A 25,771-nucleotide genomic window follows, 5' to 3' on the forward strand; every position below is an offset into this window, starting at 1 on the left:
TGAAGGCAATGTGGCTACAACGCCTCCAGCTCCGCCATAAGGTCGCTCAACCGATCGACCTTGGCGTCATCCAGCGCGCTGTCCTGCAGCCCGCGCACATAGTCCGCCAGCTCTTCGACCGTGCTGCACTCGAACATCGCCCGCAACGGCACATTCAACTGCAGGGCCTTCTGCACCCGCGAGGCGATCTGCGTCGCCAGCAGCGAATGCCCGCCCAGCTCGAAGAAGTTGTCACGCACGCCCACCCGCTCGGCCTTGAGCACATCGGCCCAGATGCCGGCGAGGGTCTGCTCCAGATCGTCGCGCGGCGCCAGGTAGGCCTGGCTGTGCTGGCCGCCGATCTCGATGGCCGGCAGCGCCTTGCGGTCGAGCTTGCCGTTGGCGTTGTGCGGCAGGTTGTCGAACCAGCCCCAGTGCAGCGGCACCATGTACTCCGGTAGCTCGGCGCGCAGGCGCTGCTTGAGCTGGTCGAGCAGCGCGGCGTCGGCGGCGACGCCATGGTGCGCCACCAGGTAGCCGACCAAGTGCTTGCCGTTGATTCCTTCCTGCACGCCCACCGCGGCATCGCGCAGCTCGGCTTGCTCGTGCAGGCGTGCCTCGATCTCGCCCAGCTCGATGCGGTAGCCGCGGATCTTCACCTGGTGGTCGATACGCCCGACGTACTCCAGCACGCCATCGGGACGGCGCCGGGCCAGGTCGCCGGTGCGGTACAGGCGCTCGCCCGGCGCACCGTACGGGTGTGGGATGAAGGCCTGGGCGGTGCGCAGCGGATCGCCGACATAGCCACGGCCCACGCCGGTGCCGGCGACGCACAGCTCACCCACCGCGCCCAGCGGCACCAGGCTCTGGTCCTCGCCGAGCAGATACAGGCGGTTGTTGTCAGTCGGCGTGCCGATCGGCAGGTAGCTGCCCTGGGTCGAGGCGGCGTCGACGCGGAAGAACGCCACGTCATCCGAACACTCCGCCGGGCCATAGGCGTTGACCAGGCCGATGGTCGGGTAACGCTGCAGCCACTGGGCGGCCAGCTCGGGCGGCATGGCCTCGCCGGTCGGCAGCATCCAGCGCAGGCCGTCGAGGGCCTGGTGATCGTTGGCCAGCATGCCCTGGATCAGCGACGGCACGCTCTCCAGCACGGTGATGCCGGTGGCCTGCACATGGCTCAGCAGGCCCTGCGGGTCGTGGGCGATGGCGTTCGGCACGATCTGCACCTTGGCCCCGAACAGCGGCGCGGCGAGGAACTGCCACACCGAGATGTCGAAGCTCTGCGAGGCGGTCTGGGCGATCACGTCCTGCTCGTCCAGGGCCAGGTACGGCACCTTGCTCAGCTGGTTGTTGAGCATGCCGCGCTGCTCGACCATCACGCCTTTGGGCAGCCCGGTGGAGCCGGAGGTGTAGATCACGTAGGCGAGGTTGTCCGGCGCGCTGTGGATGCCGGGGTTGTGGCTGGCCACGTGGCTCGCCTGCACCTCTTCCCAGACCAGCAGCTTCGGCCGTGCCGCACCCGCCACTTCGTCGAGCAACTGGCGCGCCTGCTCGGCGCAGGCCGCGCTGCACACCAGCACCGGCGTGCGGCTGAGCTCGACGATGCGTTGCAGGCGCGCCGACGGCAGGCCCGGATCCAGCGGCAGGTAGCCGGCGCCGGCCTTGAAGCTGCCGACGATCATGCCCAGCAGCGCCAAGCCGCGCTCGGCCAGCAGCGCCACCGGTTGGTCGATGGCCACGCCGGCCGCGACCAGGGCATGGCCGAGGCGGTTGGCCGCCACGTTCAGCCCGGCATAGTCGTAGGACGCCTCCAGGCAGCGGGCGACGGTGCGCTGCGGGTGCGCGGCGACCCGCGCCTCGAACAGCTCGACGTAGCTCTGCTCCAGGGCGTAGCTGTGCTCGGTGCGATTGCAGTCGTCGAGCAGGAAGCGCTGCTCCTCGGCGCCCAGCAGTGCCAGCTCATCCACCTCGCCATTGAAGCCCTCGACCAGCGCCAGCAGCAGGCGCTTGAACTCGGCGAGCAGGCGCTCGACGGTCGGGTAGTCGAAGTAACGCTGGTCGAATGACAGGTGCAGGCCCAGGTCATCGCCCGGGTAGCACACTGCGGTCAGCGGGAAGTTGGTGTGGGTGCGGCCCGAGTCGGAGCTGGCGTCCAGGTGCTGGGCGTGGTCGAGCACGGCGGTTTCCACCGGGGCGTTCTCGAACACGAACAGGCTGTCGAACAGCGGCTGGCCCTTGGGCAGTTCGCTGCACTCCTGGATCGCCACCAGCGGCAGGTACTCGTACTCACGCAGCTGCATGTTGCGCTCGAGCAGGCCTTGCAGCCAGTCACGCACGCTGCGCCGTTCGCCGGGCTGCGGCATCTGCACACGCAGGGCGATGCTGTTGATGAACAGGCCGACCGTGCGCTGCATCTGCGGCAGGCTCACCGGACGCCCGGCCACGGTGACGCCGAACACCACGTCGCGGTCGCCGCTGTATCGGGCCAGGGTCAGGGCCCAGGCCGCCTGGGCGAAGGTGTTGACCGTCAGCTGGTGGGCCTGGGCCAGTTCGCGCAGGCGCGCGCCCTCGCTCACCTCGAGGCGGGTGTAGCAATCGCCCACTACCATGCCGTCACCGGCGTGATCGTGGCGCAGCGGTCGATCGCTGGGGATCGCCGTGGCCCGTTCGAAGCCGGCCAGGTTGGCCTGCCACCACTGGCGCGCCTCGTCGAGGTCCTGGCGCTGCAGCCAGCCGATGTAGTCGCGGTAGCGCGGCGGCACCGGCAGCTGGGCCTGGCGTCCCTCGCCCAGGGCCTGGTAGATCTCGAAGAAGTCGTTCATCAGCAGCGAGCGGCACCAGGCATCGATGAGGATGTGGTGGTTGCTCATCATGAACCAGTAGCGTGCCTCGTCGACGCGCACCAGGCGCAGATGGAACGGCGCTTCGCGCAGCAGTTCGAATCCGGCCTCGCGCTCCTGCTTGTGCAAAGCCTGCAGGCGCGCCTCCTGGGTGGTCTCGTCGAGGCCGCGCCAGTCCTGGTAGTCCACCGGGGTCTTGCCGGGCTTGTGGATGATCTGCAGCATCGCTTCGCCGGCGTTCCAGCTGAACGATGCGCGTAACGCTTCGTGGCGCGCCACCACGGCCTGCCAGGCCTGGGCGAAGCGCTCGGGGTCGAGGGCGCTGTTGATGCGGTAGCGGTCCTGCATGTAGTAGATGCCGGTGCCCGGCTCGAGCAGGGTGTGCAGCAGCAGGCCTTCCTGCATCGGCGTCAGCGGATAGACATCCTCGATCTCGGCGGCCGGGATCGGCAGCGCGTCGATCTGCTCCTGGGTCAGTTGCGCCAGCGGGAAGTCCGACGGCGTGAAGCTGCCGTTGCCGTCCGCCAGGCAGTGGCCGATCAAGGCCAGCAGCTCCAGGCGGTAGGCTTCGGCCAGGCGGGCAATGGTCGCTTCGTCGTAGCGCTCGGCGCTGAAGCTCCAGCGCAGTTGCAGCGCGCCGCCGTACACCTGGCCATCGACGCTCAGCCAGTTCGGCAGCGGCGCATCGAGGTCATGGGCCAGGCCCGCGGGGGCGTCCAGCGGCTGGAACAGCGCCGCCTGGTCGAACTGCTGGTCGAACTGGCCCAGGTAGTTGAAGGTGATGCGCGCCTGGGGCAGCGCGGCCATGCGTTCGCGCCCGGCCTCGTCGGCCAGGTAGCGCAGCACGCCATGGCCCAGCCCCTTGTGCGGCACCTGGCGCAGTTGCTCCTTGATGCGCTTGATCGACCCGGCACGGGCCGACTCGTCCTCGCCCATCTGCGGGCTCAGGCTCAGCGGGTAGGCATTGGTGAACCAGCCGACGCTGCGGGTCAGGTCCATGTCCTCGAACAAGCCGTCACGGCCATGGCCTTCCAGCTGCACCAGCACCTGTTGATCGCCGCTCCACTGGCACAGGGTGCGCGCCAGGGCGGTCAGCAACAGATCGTTGACCTGGGTGTGGTAGGCCGCCGGCGCCTGTTGCAGCAGCTGGCGGGTCTGTTCGACGTCCAGCTCGATGGCGATGCTGCGGGCATGCCTGTGCAGGTTGCCGCCCTGGGGATGGTCGCAGGGCAGTTCGCGACGGGCGCTGCCCAGTTGCGCCTCCCACCAGTCCAGCTCGTCACGCAGCGAATCGCTGCCGGCATAGCTGGCCAGGCGCGCCGCCCAGTCGCCCATGGCATGGGTCTTGGCGGCCAGCGTTTCACCCCGATAAAGCGCCTGCAAGTCTTCCAGCAGGACACGCCAGGACACGCCATCGACCACCAGGTGATGGATCGTCAGCAGCAGGCGCTGGGCGCCCTGCTCGTCGCTGACCAGCAAGGCGCGCAGCAGCGGCCCCTCGGCAAGGTCGAGGCTGCGCTGCGCATCGGTATAGAGGGCCTGGCAGTTCTCCAAATCGCTCACGGTCGCGGTCCACAGCAACGGCTGGGTGCTCGACTGGGCGTACTCGGCCTGCCAGCGGCCATTGGCCCGGCCGAAGCGCAGGCGCAGGCTGTCATGGTGTTCGACCAGCGCGGCCAGGGCCTGCTCCAGCGCCTCGGCCTGCAGCGGCTGGCGTACCTGCAGCAGCACGGCCTGGTTCCAGTGCTGTGGTTGCGGCACTTCGCTGTCGAAGAACCAGTGTTGGATTGGCGTCAGGCCGGCTCTGCCCTCACGCGGGCCCTGCTCGATGCTGCCCGGCGCCTCGCTGCGGGTCACCACCGCCGCCAGGGTCTGGATGGTCTGGTGCTGGAACAGGTCGCGCGGGGTGAACTGCAGCCCCAGCTGACGGGCCCGGCTGACCACCTGGATCGACAGGATCGAGTCGCCGCCCAGTTCGAAGAAGTTGTCCTGCACGCCGATGCGCGGCAGGTTGAGCACTTCGCGCCAGACCTGCGCCAATTGGCTTTCCAGCTCATTGGCCGGTGCCTGGTAGTGCTGGCGCGCCTGCTGCAGGTCCGGCGCCGGCAGCGCGCGGCGGTCGAGCTTGCCGTTGCCCATCAGCGGCAGGCTGTCGAGCAGCACCAGGTGCGCCGGTACCATGTAGTCCGGCAGGTGCAGGCGGGCGTCGGCCTTGACCGCCTCGCGCAGCTGGGCCTGGGCCTCGCCGTCGGCGCTGGCCTGCGGGCACACCAGGTAGCCCACCAGTTGCTTGCCCCCCGGCAGGTCGAGGGCCAGGACCACCGCCTCCTCGACGTCGGCGTGCTCCTGCAGGCGGCTTTCGATCTCGCCCAGCTCGATACGGAAGCCACGGATCTTCACCTGCTGGTCGGCACGCCCGACATATTCCACCAGGCCATCGGCGCGCAGGCGTACCAGGTCGCCGGTGCGGTACAGGCGGCCACCGTCATGGCTGAACGGGTCGGCGACGAAGCGCTCGGCACTCAGGCCTGGACGGTCGTGATAAGCCTGGGCCAGGCCCGCGCCGCCCACGTACAGCTCACCGATGCCGCCCTGTGGCAGCAGGGCCAGGTCGTCGTCAAGGATGTAGGCCGTGCGGGCGCCGATCACCCGGCCGATCGGCACGCTGCCGGCATCGACGGGCAGCGTGTCCGGTGCCAGGCACGCCAGCGGCATGACCACGGTTTCGGTCGGGCCGTAGGCGTTGAAGAACTGTTGCGGAGCAAAGGCCTGGCGGATGCGCTGCAGGTGTTCGCCGGTCAGTGCCTCGCCGCCGGTGATCACCAGGCGCACCGGCAACTGCTCGCCCTGCCCGGCCAGGTACTGGGCCAGCTGGCTGCCGTAGCTCGGGGTGAAGCCGAGCACGCTGACCTGCTGTTCGCGCACCAGCTGGCAGATTTCCTCGGCGCCCCATTGGCCCTGGGCGCGCAGCACCACGCGGGCGCCGCACAGCAGCGGCACCAGCAGGCGCTCGCTGGCGGCGTCGAAGTTGATCGAATAGAAATGCAGCTCACAGTCGTCGCTGCGCATGCCGAACTCGGCGATCACCGCCTTGCAGTGCATGGCGATTTCACCGTGGCTGACTACCACGCCCTTGGGCTTGCCAGTGGAGCCGGAGGTGTAGATCAGGTAGGCCTGGTGCTGCGCCAGGTTGAGGTTGTCCAGGGCAGCGTCGCTGTAGGCGGACAGGCTCGCGGCATCGTCCTCCAGGCTCCAGCGCGCGACGCCCGGCGGCAGTTCGCCCAGGGTGTCGAGCAGGTCGCGCTGGCCGATCAGCAAGCCGAGGCGGCTGTCCTCGATCATGTAGCGCAGGCGGTCGAGCGGGTATTCCGGGTCCAGCGGCACGTAGGCGCCACCGGCCTTCAGAATGGCCAGCAGGCCCACCACCATCTCCAGCGAGCGCTCCAGCGCCAGGCCCACCCTCACCTGCGGGCCGACGCCACGCTCGCGCAGGGCGCGGGCCAGGCGGTTGGCCTGCTGGTCGAGCTCGGCATAGCTCAGGTGCTTGCCGGCAAAGGTCAGGGCCAGGGCCTGCGGGGTGCGCTCGGCCTGGGCGGCGAACAGGCCGTGCAGCGTCTGGTTCAGCTCGACGTCCTGCTCGCCCTGGAGCTGGCCGATCAGCACCTGCTGCTCGGCTTCGGCGAGCATCGGCAGTTCGCACAGGCGCTGCTGCGGGTCATCGATCAACGCCACCAGCAACTGCTGCCAGTGCTCGGCCATACGGGCGATGCGCGGCTCGTCGAACAGGTCGCGGCTGTAGGTGAAGCAGCAGCCCAGGCGGCCGTCGAGGTCGGTGACCTCCAGGTACAGGTCGAACTTGGTGGCACTGGCGTCGTTGACCAGGTAGTCCACCTGCATGCCCACCAGCTCGCGGCTCTGCTGGAAGGCCCAGCGCTGCACGTTGCACATCACCTGGAACAGCGGGTTGTAGGCGCTCGAACGCGGCGGTTGCAAGGCCTCGACCAGTTGCTCGAACGGCAGGTCCTGGTGCGACTGGCCGTCGATGATGGTCTGGCGCACCTGGTCGAGCAGCGCGTCGGCGCTCATCTGCCCGTCCAGCTCGCAGCGCAGCACCTGGGTGTTGAGGAAGGCGCCGATCAGTCCTTCGCTTTCCGGACGGATGCGGTTGGCCACCGGCGCGCCGATGCGCAGGTCGCGCTGGCCGCTGTAGCGGTGCAGCAGCGCGGCCAGGGTGGCGGTCATGGTCATGAACAGGGTCAGGCCGCGCTGGCTGTTGAAGGCATGCACGCGCTTGACCAGCGCCGGATCCAGGTCGAAGCGGTAGAGTTCACCCTGGTGGCTCTGCACCGCAGGGCGCGGACGATCGGCCGGCAGCGCCAGCACCGGGTGCTCGTCACCCAGGCGGTCTTTCCAGTAGGCCAGCTGACGGGCGCCCTCGCCGCCTTCCAGCCACTGGCGCTGCCACACACTGTAGTCGAGGTACTGCACCGGCAGCGGCGCCAGCGGCGACTCGCGCTCGTCGACGAAGGCCTCGTACAGCTCGCCCAGTTCACGGGCGAAGATGTCCATGGCCCAACCTTCGGTGACGATGTGGTGCAGGGTCAGGACAAAGTAATGCTCGCGCTCGCCGGACTTGACCAGGCAGGCGCGCAGCAGCGGGCCGCGCTCCAGGTCGAACGGCTGGTGCGCCTGGTCGTCGGCCAGTTGCTGCAGGCGTTGCTGGCGGGCGTCGTCGGCCAGGGCGCTGAAGTCGTGCCAGTGCAGTTGCAGGTGGCTGTCATCGGCCACGCACTGGTAGGGCTTGCCGTCGATGCTGGGGAAGGTGGTGCGCAGGGTTTCATGGCGCACGATCAGCGCCTGCAGGGCGCGTTCGAAGGCGTCCACATGCAGCGGTCCCTGGAAGCGGGCCATGCCGCCAACGTTGTAGGCGGGGCTGTGCGGGTCCATCTGCCAGAGGAACCACATGCGCTGCTGCGAGTACGACAGCGGCACGGCCTGGCGGCGGTCGACACGGGCGATGGCGCCCTGGCGGTTGCGCTCGCCGCTGCCCTGCAGGCGGGCGATCTCGGCGCAGAACGCGCCCAGCTCGCTGGCGTCGAACAGGGCCTTGAGCGGCAGCTCGACATCCAGCGCCTGGCGGGTGCGCGAGACGATCTGGGTGGCCAGCAGCGAGTGGCCGCCGAGGGCGAAGAAATCGTCCTGCAGGCCGATTTGCGGCAGGTTCAGCACCTCGCGCCAGATCGCCGCGACCTGCTGCTGCAGCCCGCTCTGCGGCTCGACATGTCCACGTTGTTGCCAGACCGGCGCCGGCAGTGCCTTGCGGTCGACCTTACCGCTCGGCCCCAGGGGCATCTGCGCCAGGTGGATGAGCTGCGCCGGCACCATGTAGGCCGGCAGGCGCTCGGCCAGCGCGGCCAGCAGCGCGTCGCTCTGCTCGATGCCGCTGTAGTAGCCCACCAGCTGGGCGCCGACGGCGTCCTGGTGGATCAGCACCAGCGCCTGGGCGACACCCGGCTGGGCCAGCAGCACCGCCTGCACTTCCTCGGGTTCGACGCGGAAACCGCGCACCTTCACCTGCTGGTCGAGGCGGCCCAGGTACTCCAGGGCCTGGCTCTGTACCTGCCAGCGGGCGCGGTCGCCACTGCGGTACAGGCGCGCGCCGTCGCCATCGGGCTGGGGCACGAAACGTTCGGCGGTCAGCCCCGGGCGGCCGAGGTAGCCACGGGCCAGGCCCGCGCCCCCCAGGCACAGCTCGCCGGGCACGCCCGGCGCGCTCAGCTCGAATTCGTCGTCCAGCACCCGGCACAGCACGTTGCCCAGCGGGCGGCCAATGGGCGAGCGGGCGCCATCACTCGCCTGGCAGTGCCAATGGGTGACGTTGATGGCGGTTTCGGTCGGGCCGTAGCGGTTGTGCAGTTGCACTTGCGGCAGCAGTTGCAGCACGCGGTCGCGCAAGGCCGCAGACAGCGCCTCGCCCCCGGAGAACAGCCGACGCAGGCTGGTGCAGCCGGCGGCCAGCGGCTCCTGGACAAACACCTGCAGCAGCGGCGGCACGAAGTGCAGCGTGGTCACCTCGTGTTGCTGGATCAGCTGGGCGATGCGCTGCGGGTCACGGTGCTCGCCGGGGCCGGCCAGCACCAGCCGGCAACCGCTGACCAACGGCCAGAAGCACTCCCACACCGACACGTCGAAACTGATCGGCGCTTTCTGCATCAGCACATCGCTGTCATCCAGCGCGTAGGTGGCCTGCATCCACTGCAGGCGTTCGGCCAGGGCCGCGTGGGTGTTGCTCACCCCCTTGGGCTGGCCGGTGGAGCCGGAGGTGTAGATCACATAGGCAAGGTTGTCACCGTGCAGGTGCAGGCCGGGGGCCTGGCTCGGCCAGCTGTCCAGGTGCAACTGGTCGAGGGCGATGGCGCTGACGCCGTCCACCTGCGGCAGCTTGTCGAGCAGGCTGCCGTGACTGAGCAGCAGGCCGGCCTTGCAGTCGGCCAGCATGTAGGCCAGGCGCTCGGCCGGGTAGTCGGTGTCCAGCGGCACATAGGCGCCGCCGGCCTTGAGGATGGCCAGCAGGCCGACCAGCAGCTGTGGCGAACGCTCCAGGGCGATGGCCACGCAGGTATCCGGGCCGACGCCCTTGTCACGCAGGTAGTGGGCCAGGCGGTTGGCCTGCTGGTGCAGCTCGGCATAGCTGAGCTGGCCGCCCTCCCACACCAGCGCGGTGCGTTCGGGGGTCATGCGGGCCTGTTCATTGAGTTGCTCGACCAGCAGGCGCGGCGCGCTCGCCATCGGCGCCTGCCCCCAGCCGAGCAGTTGCGCGCGGCCTTGCTCGTCGAGCAGGCGCACTTCGCCAAGGGCCAGCTGCGGCTCGGCGCAGACCTGCTCGAGCAAGGCCAGCAGATGGCTGGCCAGGCGCTTGACGGTGGCCGCCTCGAACAACCCGGCGGCGTAGTCGAAGGCCAGCGTCAGACGGCCCTGGTGGTCTTCCTCGCTGTGCAGTTGCAGGTCGAACTTGGCTTCGCGGCTGTGCCACGGCAGCTCTTCGGCCAGCAGCCCGGGCAGGCGGCGCAGGGCCGACAGGTCGCGCTGCTGGTGGTTGAACATGACCTGGAACAGGCCCTGTTCACGGGCCTGCGGCAGCGCCTCGAGCAACTGCTCGAACGGCAGGTCCTGATGGGCCTGGGCCTCCAGGGCGGCCTGGCGCGCCTGGGCCAGCAGCCCGGCGAACGGCAGGCGGCCATCGAGTTCGGCGCGCAGCACCTGGGTGTTGATGAAGAAGCCGACCATGCCCTGGGTTTCCAGGCGCGGACGGTTGGCGTTGGGCACGCCGACGCGGATGTCGCCCTGGCCGCTGTAGCGGTGCAGCAGGGCCTGCCAGCCGGCGAGCAGGACCATGAACAGGCTGGCCTGCTGGTCGCGGGCCAGTCCCTTGAGGGCACTGGTCAGCGCCGCCGGCACCTTGAGGCTATGGCGCGCGGCGCGGGTGTGCTGTTGGCTGGCGCGGGGCTGGTCGGTGCACAGGTCGAGCACCGGTAGTTCATCACCCAGCTTGTTTTTCCAGTAGTCGAGCTGACGGGCGCTCTCGCCGTCGGCCAGCCACTGGCGCTGCCATTGGCCGTAGTCGGCGTAGCCCAGCGTCAGTTCGGGCAGTTGTACGGTCTGGCCTTGGGCGGCGTACAGGCGGGCGAACTCATCCAGCAGGATGTTCAGCGACCAGCCGTCGGCGACGATGTGGTGCAGGGTCACCCACAGCTGGTGCTCTTCATCGTCCAGGCGGGCCAGGGTCACCCGCAGCAGCGGACCCTGGCGCAGGTCGAACGGCTGCTGCGCCTCGTCCTCGCGGCGCGCGGCCACCTCGGCGGGCGACAGCCCATCGAGATCCAGATGACGCAGGCTGAACGACTGGCTCGGCAGGATACGCTGCACGGCCTGGCCGTCGACTTCGTCGAACAGCGTGCGCAAGGATTCGTGGCGGGCGACCAGGGCCTGGAAGCTCGCCTGCAGCGCCGCCTCGTCCAGCTCGCCGCGCAGGTGCAGACCGGCGGGGATGTTGTAGGCGGCGGACTGCGGCTCCAGTTGCCACAACAGCCACAGGCGATTCTGTGCCAGTGACTGCGGTAACGCCTGATCGCGGTCCTGGTTGCGGATCACGCCGGCTGCGCTGCCGCCTTCGGCGACAATGGCCGCCACGGCGGCGCTGTACTCGGCCAGGGTCGGTGCTTCGAACAGGGTGCGCAGGCTCAGTTGCAGCCCCAGCTCGTCGCCCAGGCGCGCGGTCACCTGGGTGGCGGCGATGGAGTTGCCGCCCAGCAGCAGGAAGTGATCGTCCGCCGCCACCGCCTCGACCTTGAGCAGTTCACGCCAGATACCGGCGATCCGTGCCTGCAGGTCGTCACCGGCCAGGACATGGCCCTGCGCCGTTTGCGCCATCGGGAACCGCGCATAGATATCCAGGCTGCCGTCGTTCATGCGCAGGCGGCAGGCCGAGCGCTGCAGCTTGCCGCTGGAGGTCTTGGGCAGCGCGCCGGGATTGAGCAGCAGGACCACGGCCGGCGCCTGGCGGCAGGCGTCGGCGATGACCCGGCGCAGGGTATTGATCAGCGCCTCGGGCGTATGCGCTTTCTGCACGTTGCGGCTGATCTCCACCGCCACGCCGATGCCTTCCTCGCCCTGGTCGTCGACGGCGAACACCGCCACCCGGCCCTTGCGCAGCATCTCGACCTCACGCTCCAGGGTCTTCTCCAGGTCCTGCGGGTAGAGGTTCTGGCCACGGACGATGAGCATGTCCTTCAGGCGCCCGGTGACGAACACCTCGCCGTCGCGCATGAAGCCCAGATCGCCCGTGCGCAGCCAGGTCTGGCCGTCCATCTCGACGAAGGTACGGGCGCTGGCCTCGGGGTTGCGCCAGTAACCCAGGGCGATGCTCGGGCCGCCGGCCCAGATCTCGCCCACCTGGTTGTCAGCCAGCACCTGCAGCTGTTGCGGCTCGACGATGCGCACCGCGTGGCCCGGCTGCGGATAGCCGCAGCTCATCAGTACGCTGCCCTTGCCCGGCTCGGCACGGTTGGCGGCGAAGGCCTCGGCATCCAGCTCCAGGGCACCGATGCCCTGGCCGCGGCGGCTGCCGCTGACGAACAGGGTGGCCTCGGCCAGGCCGTAGCTGGCGAAGAAGCTGCTGGCGTCGAAGCCACAGGCGGCAAATTTTTCGGCGAAGGTGTCGAGGCTGTCCTGGCGAATCGGCTCGGAACCGGAATAGGCCACGCGCCAGCGGCTCAGGTCCAGGCCGGCGAGCGCGGCCTCGCTGACCCGCTCGCTGCACAGCCGGTAGGCGAAGTCCGGGCCGCCACTGATGGTGCCGCCGTATTCGCTGATCGCCTTCAGCCAGCGCAGCGGTCGGGCGAGGAAATAGCCCGGCGACATCAGCACGCAAGGCACGCCGCTGAAGATCGGCTGCAGCAGGCCACCGATCAGGCCCATGTCGTGGTACAGCGGCAGCCAGCTGACGATCACGTCATCCGGGTTCAGGTCGATGCCGAAACCCTGGCGGATCAGTTGCTCATTGGCCACCAGGTTGCCGTGGCTGACCTGCACGCCCTTGGGCAGCGCGGTTGAGCCGGAAGTGTACTGCAGGAAGGCGATGTCATTGCCCGTGAGCTCAGGCTCGCGCCACTGCTCGGCCAACTGCGGGTCCAGACGATCCACGGCCAGCAGGCCCGGAGCGCTGGCGCCAGCCAGGGCTTCGAGGCCCTGCAAACTGTCACTCAGCGCTTCTACCGTCAGCAGCAGGCGCGGCTCGGCGTCGTCGATGATCGACAACAGGCGCTCCTGGTGATGCTGGCGCGAAGACTCCGGCGGATAGGCCGGCACGGCGATCACCCCGGCATACAGGCAGCCGAAAAAGGCCGCGACATAGTCCGGGCCGCTGGGGAACAGCAGCACGGCTCGCTCGCCGAACCCGGCCCGGGCCTGCAACGCCGCGGCGATGGTCCGCGCGCGTTGGTCGAGGTCCCGGTAGCTGAGCACCGCCTGCTCGCCGGGCGCGTCGGCCAGGAAGCGCAAGGCGATGCGCTCTGGGGTCTGGGCGGCGCGCTGCGCCAGGGCCTGGACCAGCGAGTGCGGGAGTTCGAAGGCGTCCGTCATGGAATGTTCCTGCCAGTGTCTGGGTGAGTCGCGCCTGACTGACCCGCGCACGACAGGCGGGCAGTGTTCGGCAGCCGAGATGTACACAGGGGAACGGATGGGCCGGGGAAGAAATTAGGCCTGTCGGACGGCCCGGGAAGGCCGGCCGCAAAGGGATGGAGTGAAGCAGTTCACAGCCTGGAGCTTAGAACCAAAATAGATCAAAACTCATTAACTTTCGTATTTGACAATCATTATCATTACGAATAGTTTGTCGCACGTCGTAGGAAGCCTCCTTCAGGGGGCGCTCCCACTCCTCTTCGAGACAAGGTGATTTCCATGGCGGAACAACTATCCACAAGTAAGTGCGATTCACCATTACTCCAGGCATTCGTCGACAACCGCAGCATCCTGGTGAAGATCGCCGCGCGCATCACCGGTTGCCGCTCCCGCGCCGAGGATGTGGTGCAGGACGCCTTTTTCAGGCTCAGCGCCGCCCCGCAGATCACCTCGTCCTTCAAGGCCCAGCTCAGCTACCTGTTCCAGATCGTGCGCAACCTGGCTATCGATCACTACCGCAAGCAGGCCATGGAGCTGAAATACACCGGCAGCGAAGAGGAAGGGATGAATGTGGTCATCCAGAATGCCTCGCCCGAGGCCACCCACATCAATCTCGCCACCTTGGAACACATCGCCGACGCCCTCGACGAGCTACCCAAACGCACCCGCTACGCCTTCGAGATGTACCGCCTGCATGGCGTGCCGCAGAAGGACATCGCCAAGGAGCTGGGCGTGTCGCCGACGCTGGTCAACTTCATGATCCGCGATGCGCTGATCCATTGCCGCAAGAGCAGCCGCCTGGGCTGAAACCGCCATCGCAGGGCAAATCTCCAGTTCCTCGCGTCGCGAAAGGGCCGCTACAGGCACGTTTGCCTCGGACCCTGCACAATCCTGCACACTCATTACTGAATACGCGGCGGCTTCGTCGAAATTTAGTCGTGCGGGGCTTCGACGGTGATCTTGTAGGGCTGGAAGATGCGCAGCAGCTCGCCATTTTCCCGCAACTGACGCAACAAGCCGGCAAAGGCTTCGGGGCTGATGGAAGCCCCTGGACGCAGCAAGGCGTAGTGATGGTAGACCTGATCGACCCGTTGCGACGCCAGCAACTGCCCGGCGCTGTCCGGGTTGCGCTTGAGGAAGTCACTGAGGTACGAGCGGGTGACCAGGGCGATGTCAGCACGCCCACGCTCGACCATGTTGAGGTTGCTGTCGTGGGAGTAAGTCAGCGTGGCACGGTAGCGCTTCTTCAACCAGGCCGGGTCCGCGTTGAAATCGGCAAAGGCATAGTGATAGCCATTGAACAGCGCCAGGCGCTTGCCCTCAAGATCGTCGAAGTAATGCTGGTCACGCCCTGACTGCTGGCGGCTGACGAAGATCTCGGCATCCTCCAGCCCCATGTCCACCGCCTTGTGCTCGATCTCCTGCCAGCCCCACTGCGGATTCTCGAAGATCGCCATGTCGGTGCGGCCCTGCTGGAAATCGCCGAAGCGCCGGGGAATCGAGGTGGGCACCAGGACGAAACGGTACAAGGACTGCAAGCGGTTCAGCGACTCCACCAGCTGCGGCAGCAGACCGGTGTCGGCGCCCTGCTCCGGACGCACGGTGTAGGGCGGGAAATGCGCGGCCCCGATCTTCACTTCCCGCACCACCTCGGCCTGTGCCGCGGCATTCAGCAAAACCGTCGCGAACAGCAACAGGAAGGACGACAGCTTGGCACTGGGCAGTGGAATCAAGTCGGGACACTCATCACGGGTAAGGGCCTGAATGCGCCTAAGCTAGGCGTTTTCCCGCACGGGCACAACCGCCGAATATGCCAAAGTGCCAGGGGATGTCGTGAACCTCGAGTTTGGCTACGCTCTACTGGCCCGCGCACGCGCCCCGGCAAGTGCGCAGGTTTTTCTGCATTGATAGGGAGCCTGGCATGGGCCACTGGTTGGTGATCGACCTGGAAGCCACTACCGACGACGGCGGCTGGCCGGTCACGGAGATGGAAATCATTGAAATCGGCGCAAGCCTGGTCACCCGCGACGGGCGCGAGGTCGACCACTTCCAGCGCTTCGTGCGGCCCCGGCGGCGGCCGCAGCTGACCTCCTTCTGTCGCGAGCTGACCCACATCGGCCAGGCCGAGGTCGATGCCGCCGCGCCCTTCCCGGAAGTCTGGGCCGCGTTCGAACGCTGGCTGGGTCATCACCAGGCACAATTGCAGGCCTGGGTAAGCTGGGGCGACTACGACCGCAAGCAACTGCTGCTGGAATGGCAGACGCACCATGTGCGCAGCCTGCTGGAGCAACTGCCGCACATCAACCTCAAGCAACGCTTCGCCAAGGCCCGCCACCTGCAGCGTCCGGCAGGCCTGAACAGCGCCCTGCAACTGGCCGGCCTGCAGTTTGCCGGGCAACAGCACCGGGCCCTGGAAGACGCCCGCAACACCGCACGCCTGCTGCCCCTGAGCCTGCCGCCAAGCAGCGCCTGAAACAGATGACGCAGGGGCGGGCCTTGGGCATACTGGCCAGCCCTTTTTTCAGTCCTTTTTCAGGAGTCGCCCGATGTTCAAGGTCAATGAGTACTTCGATGGCACCGTCAAGTCGATCGCCTTCGAAAGCAAGGAAGGTCCGGCCACCGTGGGTGTGATGGCCCCGGGCGAATACGAGTTCGGCACCGCCAAGCGCGAGATCATGCACGTAGTCTCCGGCGCCCTGAGCGTGAAGCTGCCAGGTAGCGACAACTGGGAAACCTTCAACGCGGGCGACAAGTTCAACGTGGCCGCCGACAGCAAGTTCCAACTGAAGGTGGCCGTGGATACCGCTTACCTGTGCGAGTACCGCGACTGAGCTGAGGCCCTCATCGCGGGGCAAGCCCGCTCCCACGAAGAGCGGGCTTGCCTCGCGATGGCTACACCCGCAGGAAAGCCGCCACGCGCTGCGCCGCCGCCTGCATGTGCTGCTCATGACTGAACCCTGACGCCTTCAACGGCTTGAGGTCATGATCGGCCGCCACCAGCCAGCTCACCTCGATCGCCGGCGATAGCGCATACCCCGCCACCGCCTCACGATTGCCCAGGGCATCCCGCTCGCCCTGCACGATCAACGTTCGCGTATGCAGCCCGGCCAAGTGCTCCACGCGTGGCTTTTCAGGCTTGCCCACGGCATAGAACGGATATCCCAGGCACACCAGCGCATCGGCGCCCAGTTCGTCCGCCACGAGACTGGCCATGCGTCCGCCCATGGACTTGCCACCGACAGCCAACCGCCCTGCGACCAATGGTCGCAGCTGGTCGTAGACAGTCCGCCAGCATTCAAGCAACACCTTCTGCGGATTGGGCGGCCGCTTGCCGCCGCTCAGACGCCGCTCGGCCATGTATGGGAACTCGAAGCGCACCACCCCTACCCCTTGCCCCGCCAGCCTTTGCGCCATGTCCTCCATGAACCCGCTGTCCATTGGCGCACCGGCGCCGTGGGCCAGGATCAGGCAGCTGGAAATGCCACGATCCTGCGGAATTTTCGGAGGATCGCAGCGCAAGCCTGGGACATTTCCGATCTTCGCCCATTGATCCCCGTCAATACCGGCACTTTGCCCATTAATCATGCTTGCCTCGCTGTCTAGCCTGCCTATAACCGTGGATGGGAACCCATACATGAACACAACCAGCAGTACCGCCTACAACTATCAGGTGGTCCGCCAATTCGCCATCATGACGGTGGTGTGGGGCATCGTCGGGATGGGGCTCGGCGTCTTCATCGCCGCCCAGCTCGCCTGGCCCGCCTTCAACCTCGACCTGCCGTGGACCAGCTTCGGCCGCCTGCGACCCTTGCACACCAACGCGGTGATCTTCGCCTTCGGCGGCTGTGCCCTGTTCGCCACCTCCTATTATTCGGTGCAACGCACCTGCCAGACCACCCTGTTCGCGCCACGACTGGCCGCGTTCACCTTCTGGGGCTGGCAACTGGTGATCCTGCTGGCGGCGATCAGCCTGCCGCTGGGCTACACCAGCACCAAGGAATACGCCGAACTGGAATGGCCGATCGACATCCTGATCACCATCGTCTGGGTGGCCTATGCCGTGGTGTTCTTCGGCACGCTGATGAAGCGCAACACCAAGCACATCTACGTGGGCAACTGGTTCTTCGGCGCCTTCATCCTCACCGTGGCGATCCTGCACATCGTCAACAACCTGGAAGTACCGGTCAGCCTGACCAAGTCCTACTCGCTGTACGCCGGCGCCACCGATGCCATGGTGCAGTGGTGGTACGGCCACAACGCCGTGGGCTTCTTCCTGACCGCCGGCTTCCTGGGGATGATGTACTACTACGTGCCCAAGCAGGCCGAGCGCCCGGTGTATTCGTATCGCCTGTCGATCGTCCACTTCTGGGCCCTGATCACCCTGTACATCTGGGCAGGCCCGCACCACCTGCACTACACCGCGCTGCCGGACTGGGCGCAGTCGCTGGGCATGATCATGTCGCTGATCCTGCTGGCGCCAAGCTGGGGCGGCATGATCAACGGCATGATGACCCTCTCGGGCGCCTGGCATAAGCTGCGCAGCGACCCGATCCTGCGCTTCCTGGTCGTCTCGCTGGCGTTCTACGGCATGTCCACCTTCGAAGGCCCGATGATGGCCATCAAGACGGTCAACGCCCTGTCCCACTACACCGACTGGACCATCGGCCACGTCCACGCCGGCGCCCTCGGCTGGGTGGCGATGATCTCCATCGGCGCGCTGTACCACACCATCCCGAAAGTGTTCGGCAAGGAGCGCATGTACAGCCTTGGGCTGATCAACGCGCACTTCTGGCTGGCCACCATCGGCACCGTGCTCTACATCGCCTCGATGTGGGTCAACGGCATCGCCCAGGGCCTGATGTGGCGCGCGGTCAACAGCGACGGCACGCTGACCTACTCGTTCGTCGAAACCCTGGTGGCCAGCCACCCAGGCTTCGTCGTGCGCTTCGTCGGTGGCGCGATCTTCCTCAGCGGCATGTTCCTGATGGCCTGGAACACCTGGCGCACCGTGCGTGCCCCGGCCGCCGAGCAAGCCCCCGCCAACGCCCAGCTGGCTTGAGGAGTAGAGCCTGATGAACCATGAAGTCGTTGAGAAAAACATAGGCCTGATGGCCCTGCTGATGGTGTTCGCCGTCAGCATCGGCGGCCTGACCCAGATCGTCCCGCTGTTCTTCCAGGACGTCACCAACAAGCCGGTCGAGGGCATGAAGCCCTACACCGCCCTGCAACTCGAAGGCCGCGACATCTACATCCGCGAAGGCTGCGTGGGCTGCCACTCGCAGATGGTCCGGCCATTCCGCGCCGAGACCGAGCGCTACGGCCACTACTCGGTGGCCGGCGAGAGCGTATGGGACCATCCGTTCCTGTGGGGCTCCAAGCGTACCGGTCCGGACCTGGCCCGCGTCGGCGGCCGCTACTCGGACGACTGGCACCGCGCGCACCTGTACAACCCGCGCAACGTGGTACCGGAATCGAAGATGCCGTCATACCCATGGCTGGTGGCCGCGCAGGTCGACAACAGCCACACCGACGTCAAGATGCGCGTCCTGCGCGGCCTCGGCGTGCCCTACAGCGACGACGACATCGCCGGCGCGAAGGACGCGGTCAAGGGCAAGACCGAGATGGACGCACTGGTCGCCTACCTGCAGGTGCTCGGCACCGCGATCAAGAACAAGAGGTGAGTGCGATGGAAATGGACATCGGCATGATCCGCGGCCTGGGCACCCTGGTGGTGATGATCGCCTTCATTGGCCTGTCGCTCTGGGTGTTCAACCGTCGCCGCGACCGTGATTTCGCCGAAGCGCGCCTGCTGCCCTTCGTCGACGACCGCCTGCCCCCCGCCGGGCAGGAACCTGCCGTATTGAGGAGTACCCAGCAATGACCACCTTCTGGAGTACGTACATCAGCGTACTGACCATCGGCAGCCTGATCGGCCTGACCTGGCTGCTGCTCGCCACCCGAAAAGGCCAGAGCAGCGACACCACCGACCAGACCATGGGCCACAGCTTCGACGGCATCGAGGAGTACGACAACCCGCTGCCCAAGTGGTGGTTCTGGCTGTTCGTCGGCACCCTGGTGTTCTCGGTCGGCTACCTGATCCTCTACCCGGGCCTGGGCAATTGGAAAGGCATCCTGCCTGGCTACGAGAATGGCTGGACCCAGGTGGACGAGTGGCAGAAAGAGATGGACAAGGCCGACGCCAAGTTCGGCCCGATCTTCGCCAAGTATGCCGCCATGCCGGTGGAGGAAGTGGCCAAGGATCCACAGGCGTTGAAGATGGGCAGCCGGCTGTTCGCCTCCAACTGCTCGGTGTGCCACGGCTCCGACGCCAAGGGCTCCTACGGCTTCCCCAACCTGACCGACAACGACTGGCGCTGGGGTGGCGAGCCGGAGACCATCAAGGCCTCGATCATGAACGGCCGCCACGGCGTCATGCCGGGCTGGTCCACGGTGATCGGCGAGCAGGGCGTGGCCGATGTGGCAGCCTTCGTGCTGACCAACCTCGATGGCCGCAGCCTGCCGGAAGGCGTCAAGGCCGACCCGGCCAAGGGCCAGGAAATCTTCGCCACAAACTGCGTGGCCTGCCACGGGCCTGAAGGCAAGGGCACCCCGGCCATGGGCGCGCCGAACCTGACCCATCCGCAGGCGTTCATCTACGGCTCGAGCTTCGCCCAGCTGCAGCAGACCATCCGTTACGGCCGTCAGGGCCAGATGCCGGCGCAGCACGACATCCAGGGCAACGACAAGGTCCACCTGCTGGCGGCCTATGTGTATAGCCTGTCGCAAGAGCAAGCAGCAGAAACGGTAACCGCCAAGTAAAACCCCGTGGGAGCGGTAGTGCGCCGCTCCCACGACTCCCTCCCTCGCCCCTCCCCGCCTTGCACCCCCTCCGAACGCAACTAAGCTTGTTGCCACAGTGGCTCCGCTCGCAGCGACCGGAACAGACGTGGTGCACAGCCTGACATCACGCATCGACTCCACGCTCACGAGCCTGCGGCTTTGGGATGACGCCTTGCGTGCCCGTCCCGATCAAAAAGCTTGACCGAACGATCAGAAAAACATGGAAAACGGTACACATTACAAATATTTATTTGTGTACAATCATCCAGCCCAAAAACCGCGGGACGGCGGTGAGAAGGGCCTGGACACGGGTCGGCGCAGGTTTCCTTGCGTTGCCATAACCCTGGTGGTTATCGATACTGGCGCCGATTTACCAACCAACAAGAACACCCAAACCGTGGAACCTTAGAATGAGCACTGCAATCAGTCCGACTGCTTATAACTATAAGGTCGTCCGCCAGTTCGCCATCATGACGGTGGTCTGGGGGATCCTTGGCATGGGGCTTGGCGTCTTCATCGCCTCGCAACTGGTATGGCCCCAGCTCAACCTGGACCTGCCATGGACGAGCTTCGGCCGCCTGCGCCCACTGCACACCAACCTGGTGATCTTCGCCTTCGGTGGCTGCGCCCTGTTCGGCACCAGCTACTACGTGGTGCAGCGTACCTGCCAGACCCGGCTGATCTCCGACAGCATGGCCGCCTTCACCTTCTGGGGCTGGCAGGCGGTGATCGTCGGCGCGCTGATCACCCTGCCGATGGGCTTCACCACCACCAAGGAATACGCCGAGCTCGAGTGGCCGCTGGCGATCCTGCTGGCCATCGTCTGGGTCACCTACGCCCTGGTGTTCTTCGGCACCATCGTCAAGCGCAAGACCAAGCACATCTACGTCGGCAACTGGTTCTACGGCGCGTTCATCGTGGTCACCGCGATGCTGCACATCGTCAACCACATCTCGCTGCCGGTGAGCCTGTTCAAGTCCTACTCGGCCTACGCTGGCGCCACCGACGCGATGATCCAGTGGTGGTACGGCCACAACGCCGTGGGCTTCTTCCTGACCACCGGCTTCCTGGGGATGATGTACTACTTCGTCCCGAAACAGGCCGAACGCCCGATCTACTCCTATCGCCTGTCGATCGTGCACTTCTGGGCGCTGATCACCCTGTACATCTGGGCCGGCCCCCACCACCTGCACTACACCGCACTGCCGGACTGGGCGCAGTCACTGGGCATGGTGATGTCGATCATCCTCCTGGCGCCGAGCTGGGGCGGCATGATCAACGGCATGATGACCCTCTCGGGGGCCTGGCATAAGCTGCGCACCGACCCGATCCTGCGCTTCTTAGTGGTGTCGCTGGCGTTCTACGGCATGTCCACCTTCGAAGGCCCGATGATGGCCATCAAGACGGTCAACTCACTGTCGCACTACACCGACTGGACCATCGGCCACGTCCACGCCGGCGCCCTCGGCTGGGTGGCGATGATCTCGATCGGCGCGGTCTACCACATGATCCCGAAACTCTACGGCCGCGATCAGATGCACAGCGTCGGCCTGATCAACGCGCACTTCTGGCTGGCCACCATCGGCACCGTGCTGTACATCGCCTCGATGTGGGTCAACGGCATTACCCAAGGCCTGATGTGGCGCGCCATCAACGACGACGGCACCCTCACCTACTCCTTCGTCGAAGCCCTGCAGGCCAGCCACGCGGGTTACATCGTCCGCGCCCTGGGCGGTGCGTTCTTCGCCTCCGGCATGCTGCTGATGGCCTACAACGTGCTGCGTACCGTGCGCGCCGCCAACCCGGTTCAGGCTGAGGAAGCCGCCAAGATCGTCGTCGTGGGAGCCCACTGATGAAGCATGAAGCAGTCGAGAAGAATATCGGCCTGATGGCCTTCTTCATGGTCATCGCCGTCAGCGTCGGTGGCCTCACCCAGATCGTCCCGCTGTTCTTCCAGGACGTCACCAACAAGCCGGTCGAGGGCATGAAGCCACGTACCGCGCTCGAGGTCGAGGGCCGCGACATCTACATCCGCGAAGGCTGCGTGGGTTGCCACTCGCAAATGATCCGGCCGTTCCGCGCCGAGACCGAACGCTACGGCCACTACTCGGTGGCCGGCGAGAGCGTGTGGGACCACCCGTTCCTGTGGGGCTCCAAGCGTACCGGGCCCGACCTGGCCCGCGTCGGCGGCCGCTACTCGGACGACTGGCACCGCGCCCACCTGTACAACCCGCGCAACGTGGTACCGGAATCGAAGATGCCGTCGTACCCGTGGCTGGTGGAAAACAAGCTCGACGGCAAGGACACCGCCAAGAAGATGGAAGTGCTGCGCACCCTGGGCACGCCGTACACCGACGAAGACATCGCCGGCGCCCGTGACGCGGTCAAGGGCAAGACCGAGATGGACGCCATCGTCGCGTACCTGCAAGGCCTTGGCACCCTCATCAAAAGCAAACGGTGACACTGATGGATATCGGGATGATTCGCGGCCTGGGCACCGTCGTGGTGCTGGTGGCCTTCGTGGGCCTGGCGCTGTGGGTATTCAGCCCGCGGCGCAAGCAGGAATTCGACGAAGCGACGCAATTGCCGTTCGCGGACGATCCAGAAGCCACCCGCCACGTCGAGCAAGCAAAAGCTTCTAGGAGCAAACAACAATGACAACCTTCTGGAGTCTGTACGTCACCGTCCTGACCCTGGGCACCATCTTCGCCTTGACCTGGTTGCTGCTGTCGACCCGCAAGGGCCAGCGCGAAGAGATCACCGACGAAGTCGTCGGCCACGCCTTCGACGGCATCGAGGAGTACGACAACCCGCTGCCGAAATGGTGGTTCTGGCTGTTCGTCGGCACCGTCGTCTTTGCCCTCGGCTACCTGGTGCTGTACCCGGGCCTGGGCAACTGGAAAGGCATCCTGCCGGGCTATGCCTACGTCGACAACGACAAGAAGACCGAGTTCTCCAACGGCCAGGCCGGCTGGACCGGCGTGCACGAATGGGAAAAGGAAATGGCCAAGGCCGACGCCCGCTTCGGGCCGATCTTCGCCAAGTTCGCCGCCATGCCGCTGGAGGAGGTGGCCAAGGACCCGCAGGCCCTGAAGATGGGCGCTCGCCTGTTCGCCTCCAACTGCTCGGTATGCCACGGTTCCGACGCCCGGGGCGCCTACGGCTTCCCCAACCTGACCGACAACGACTGGCGTTGGGGCGGTGAGCCGGAGACCATCAAGACCACCATCATGAACGGTCGCCACGGCGTGATGCCAGGCTGGGCCTCGGTGATCGGCGAACAGGGCGTGGCGGACGTGGCGGCCTTCGTGCTGACCAACCTGGACGGGCGCAAGCTGCCCGAGGACGCCAAGGCCGACCCGGCCAAAGGCCAGCAGATCTTCGCCACCAACTGCGTGGCCTGCCACGGCCCCGAGGGCAAGGGCACCCCGGCCATGGGCGCGCCGAACCTGACTCATCCGCAGGCGTTCATCTACGGCTCGAGCTTCGCCCAACTGCAGCAGACTATCCGCTATGGCCGTCAGGGACAGATGCCGGCCCAAGCGCAGATGCAGGGCAACGACAAGGTCCACCTGCTGGCGGCCTACGTCTACAGCCTGTCGCACCAGGAGCAACAAGAGCCAAAAGCCGAGTGATGGGTCAACCGTGGGAGCGGCGGTGCGCCGCTCCCACGTTCATTCGAGCATAAAACGAGCCGAAACTGACCTGAATCAATTGACACCCGCCATAACACGATTCACACCACGAACCCAACGCGACTAAAGGTCGCAGCGCGCCCCGCACGCGCCATCTCAGGCGTATCATGGGCCGCAGAGCGCTAGCAGAACGCGCGAGACTGCGGCCGGCACGCACTGGCCGCGGCATTTCTCCACTGCCGTGGGACTTGATGATGAGCAAGCAAATTCCGGTACATGACGTCACCCCGCCTGCCAGCAAAGGGAAGGATTCCGTCGACCTCTACGCCTCGCGCGAAAAAATCTACACCCGCGCCTTCACCGGCATCTTCCGCAGGCTGCGGATGGTCGGTGGCGCGGCGCTGTTTTTGCTGTACTTCGGCACCGTCTGGCTGAACTGGGGCGGCCACCAGGCCGTCTGGTGGAACCTGCCCGAACGCAAGTTCTACATCTTCGGCGCCACCATCTGGCCCCAGGACTTCATCCTGCTCTCGGGGATCCTGATCGTCGCCGCCTTCGGCCTGTTCTTCATCACCGTGTATGCAGGGCGGGTCTGGTGCGGCTACACCTGCCCGCAAAGCGTCTGGACCTGGGTGTTCATGTGGTGCGAAAAAGTCACCGAGGGTGATCGCAACCAACGCATGAAGCTGGACAAGGCGCCCATGAGCACCAACAAGTTCCTGCGCAAGCTGGCCAAGCACAGCCTGTGGCTGCTGATAGGCTTCGTCACCGGCATGACCTTCGTCGGCTACTTCTCACCGATCCGCGAGCTGGCCATCGAGTTCTTTACCGGCCAGGCCGATGGCTGGGCCTACTTCTGGGTCGGTTTCTTCACGCTGGCCACCTACGGCAACGCCGGCTGGCTGCGCGAGCAGGTGTGCATCTACATGTGCCCGTACGCGCGCTTCCAGAGCGTGATGTTCGACAAGGACACCCTGATCGTCTCCTACGACCCGCGCCGCGGCGAGACCCGCGGCCCGCGCAAGAAGGACATCGACTACAAGGCCAAGGGCCTGGGCGACTGCATCGACTGCACCATGTGTGTGCAGGTCTGCCCCACCGGCATCGATATCCGTGATGGCTTGCAGATCGAGTGCATCGGCTGCGCCGCCTGCATCGACGCCTGCGACAGCATCATGGACAAGATGAACTATCCCAAGGGCCTGATCAGCTATACCACCGAGCACAACCTGTCCGGGCAGAAGACCCACATGCTGCGCCCGCGCCTGATCGGCTACGCCCTGGTGCTGCTGGTGATGATCGGCGCCTTGGTCACCGCTTTCGCCACCCGTTCGCTGATCGGTTTCGACGTGGCCAAAGACCGCGTGCTGTACCGCGAGAACGCCCAGGGGCGGATCGAGAACGTCTACAGCCTGAAGGTGATGAACAAGGACCAGCACGACCACGTCTACGTGCTCGACGCCGCTGGCCTGCCCGACCTCAAGCTCGAAGGCCAGCGCGAGATACGCGTCACCGCCGGCGACATCGTCAACCTGCCGGTGCAGTTGTCGGTCGCCCCTGAACAACTGCCCTCGACCACCAACGAAATCACCTTCATCCTCAAGGACGCCGACGACAGCGCCAGCCAGGTTGAAGCCAAGAGCCGTTTCATCGGCCCACAGATCCGCTGAGAGAGAACATCGACAATGCCTGCAGCCACCGCCGCCAGCCCCTGGTACAAGCACCTCTGGCCCTGGATCATCATCGGCATCCTGGCCACCTCGGTGTGCCTGAGCCTGACCATGGTCAGCATTGCCGTGCGCAACCCGGACAACCTGGTCAACGACAACTACTACGAGGCCGGCAAGGGCATCAACCGCTCGCTGGACCGCGAGCTGCTGGCCCAGACCCTCAACCTCAAGGCCAGCGTGCACCTGGACGAGCTGACCGGCGAGGTGGAGGTGCGCCTGACCGGCAACAGCGACCCGCAGACGCTGGAACTGAACCTGATCTCGCCGACCCAGCCGGACAAGGACCGCAAGGTGCCGCTGATCCGCGCCGAGCAAGGCCGCTATGTCGGCCAGCTCGACGACAAGGTCCAGGGGCGGCGCTTCGTCGAGCTGCTGGGCAGCCAGGATGAGCATGTGTGGCGGTTGTTCGAGGAGGAGAAGGTCGAGCATGGGGTGACCTTGCAGCTGGGGGATGAAGCGCTGCAAGGGGCCGAGCACCAGCAATGAATCGCCGCACCGCAGGGGGCGCCTTGCGCCCCTTTCGCGGCACAAGGCCGCTCCTACAGGGACACGCGATCCCCTGTAG

Annotated in this window: 16 protein-coding genes; 13 read left to right on the forward strand and 3 right to left on the reverse strand. The window is 66.3% G+C overall.

The window, feature by feature from the left end; all coding sequences use genetic code 11:
- Nucleotides 1-14 precede the first annotated feature (14 nt).
- Nucleotides 15-12,962, reverse strand: a complete 12,948-nt coding sequence (locus tag AC25ND_RS02490) for a non-ribosomal peptide synthetase (protein WP_186596133.1) — start codon at nt 12,960-12,962, stop codon at nt 15-17.
- 318 nt (nt 12,963-13,280) lie between these two features.
- On the opposite strand from AC25ND_RS02490, the gene AC25ND_RS02495 reads away from it, so the two are divergent.
- Nucleotides 13,281-13,808, forward strand: a complete 528-nt coding sequence (locus AC25ND_RS02495; protein WP_028692886.1) for an RNA polymerase factor sigma-70 — start codon at nt 13,281-13,283, stop codon at nt 13,806-13,808.
- Nucleotides 13,809-13,933: 125 nt separating this feature from the next.
- On the opposite strand, the gene AC25ND_RS02500 is transcribed toward AC25ND_RS02495, so the two are convergent.
- Nucleotides 13,934-14,734: a substrate-binding periplasmic protein gene (locus tag AC25ND_RS02500; protein ID WP_028692885.1), complete on the reverse strand. Its 801-nt coding sequence runs from the start codon at nt 14,732-14,734 to the stop codon at nt 13,934-13,936.
- A 188-nt stretch (nt 14,735-14,922) separates the two neighbouring features.
- On the opposite strand from AC25ND_RS02500, the gene AC25ND_RS02505 reads away from it, so the two are divergent.
- The gene (locus AC25ND_RS02505) at nt 14,923-15,474 is read left to right on the forward strand and encodes a 3'-5' exonuclease (RefSeq protein ID WP_062362495.1); all 552 of its coding nucleotides are present in this window, start codon (nt 14,923-14,925) and stop codon (nt 15,472-15,474) included.
- A gap of 73 nt (nt 15,475-15,547) precedes the next feature.
- A complete protein-coding gene (ppnP, locus tag AC25ND_RS02510; protein ID WP_028692883.1) occupies nt 15,548-15,832 on the forward strand; it encodes a pyrimidine/purine nucleoside phosphorylase in 285 nt (94 codons plus the stop codon).
- A 61-nt stretch (nt 15,833-15,893) separates the two neighbouring features.
- Here ppnP and AC25ND_RS02515 read toward each other — a convergent pair whose 3' ends face one another.
- Nucleotides 15,894-16,586 (reverse strand): alpha/beta family hydrolase, encoded by a 693-nt coding sequence (locus AC25ND_RS02515; protein ID WP_028692882.1) that lies wholly within the window; start codon nt 16,584-16,586, stop codon nt 15,894-15,896.
- Nucleotides 16,587-16,635: 49 nt separating this feature from the next.
- Between AC25ND_RS02515 and ccoN (AC25ND_RS02520) the strand changes: the two genes are divergently transcribed.
- From ccoN (AC25ND_RS02520) to AC25ND_RS02565, 10 genes are all read left to right on the forward strand, one after another.
- On the forward strand, nt 16,636-18,060 hold the full coding sequence (gene ccoN / locus AC25ND_RS02520) for a cytochrome-c oxidase, cbb3-type subunit I (RefSeq protein ID WP_028692881.1): 1,425 nt from the start codon (nt 16,636-16,638) through the stop codon (nt 18,058-18,060).
- A 13-nt stretch (nt 18,061-18,073) separates the two neighbouring features.
- Nucleotides 18,074-18,682 carry a cytochrome-c oxidase, cbb3-type subunit II gene (gene ccoO, locus AC25ND_RS02525; protein ID WP_028692880.1) on the forward strand — a complete coding sequence of 203 codons (609 nt, stop codon included), beginning with the start codon at nt 18,074-18,076 and terminating at the stop codon, nt 18,680-18,682.
- Between the two features lie 5 nt (nt 18,683-18,687).
- Nucleotides 18,688-18,882, forward strand: a complete 195-nt coding sequence (locus AC25ND_RS02530; RefSeq protein WP_028692879.1) for a cbb3-type cytochrome oxidase subunit 3 — start codon at nt 18,688-18,690, stop codon at nt 18,880-18,882.
- Nucleotides 18,879-19,820 (forward strand): cytochrome-c oxidase, cbb3-type subunit III, encoded by a 942-nt coding sequence (gene ccoP, locus AC25ND_RS02535; RefSeq protein WP_028692878.1) that lies wholly within the window; start codon nt 18,879-18,881, stop codon nt 19,818-19,820. Before AC25ND_RS02530 ends, ccoP (AC25ND_RS02535) begins: the two co-directional genes overlap by 4 nt.
- Nucleotides 19,821-20,251: 431 nt before the next feature.
- Nucleotides 20,252-21,694 (forward strand): cytochrome-c oxidase, cbb3-type subunit I, encoded by a 1,443-nt coding sequence (ccoN, locus tag AC25ND_RS02540; RefSeq protein WP_028692877.1) that lies wholly within the window; start codon nt 20,252-20,254, stop codon nt 21,692-21,694.
- On the forward strand, nt 21,694-22,302 hold the full coding sequence (gene ccoO / locus AC25ND_RS02545; RefSeq protein ID WP_028692876.1) for a cytochrome-c oxidase, cbb3-type subunit II: 609 nt from the start codon (nt 21,694-21,696) through the stop codon (nt 22,300-22,302). Before ccoN (AC25ND_RS02540) ends, ccoO (AC25ND_RS02545) begins: the two co-directional genes overlap by 1 nt.
- Before the next feature lie 5 nt (nt 22,303-22,307).
- The gene (locus AC25ND_RS02550) at nt 22,308-22,499 is read left to right on the forward strand and encodes a CcoQ/FixQ family Cbb3-type cytochrome c oxidase assembly chaperone (protein ID WP_028692875.1); all 192 of its coding nucleotides are present in this window, start codon (nt 22,308-22,310) and stop codon (nt 22,497-22,499) included.
- Nucleotides 22,496-23,476, forward strand: a complete 981-nt coding sequence (gene ccoP, locus AC25ND_RS02555; protein ID WP_062362508.1) for a cytochrome-c oxidase, cbb3-type subunit III — start codon at nt 22,496-22,498, stop codon at nt 23,474-23,476. The genes AC25ND_RS02550 and ccoP (AC25ND_RS02555) overlap by 4 nt, the downstream gene beginning before the upstream one ends.
- Nucleotides 23,477-23,730: 254 nt before the next feature.
- Nucleotides 23,731-25,146 carry a cytochrome c oxidase accessory protein CcoG gene (gene ccoG / locus AC25ND_RS02560; protein WP_241411786.1) on the forward strand — a complete coding sequence of 472 codons (1,416 nt, stop codon included), beginning with the start codon at nt 23,731-23,733 and terminating at the stop codon, nt 25,144-25,146.
- Nucleotides 25,147-25,161: 15 nt separating this feature from the next.
- The gene (locus tag AC25ND_RS02565) at nt 25,162-25,692 is read left to right on the forward strand and encodes a FixH family protein (RefSeq protein ID WP_028692872.1); all 531 of its coding nucleotides are present in this window, start codon (nt 25,162-25,164) and stop codon (nt 25,690-25,692) included.
- The last annotated feature ends 79 nt before the right edge of the window (nt 25,693-25,771 follow it).

The sequence above is a fragment of the Pseudomonas sp. P110(2024) genome (assembly GCF_057480795.1).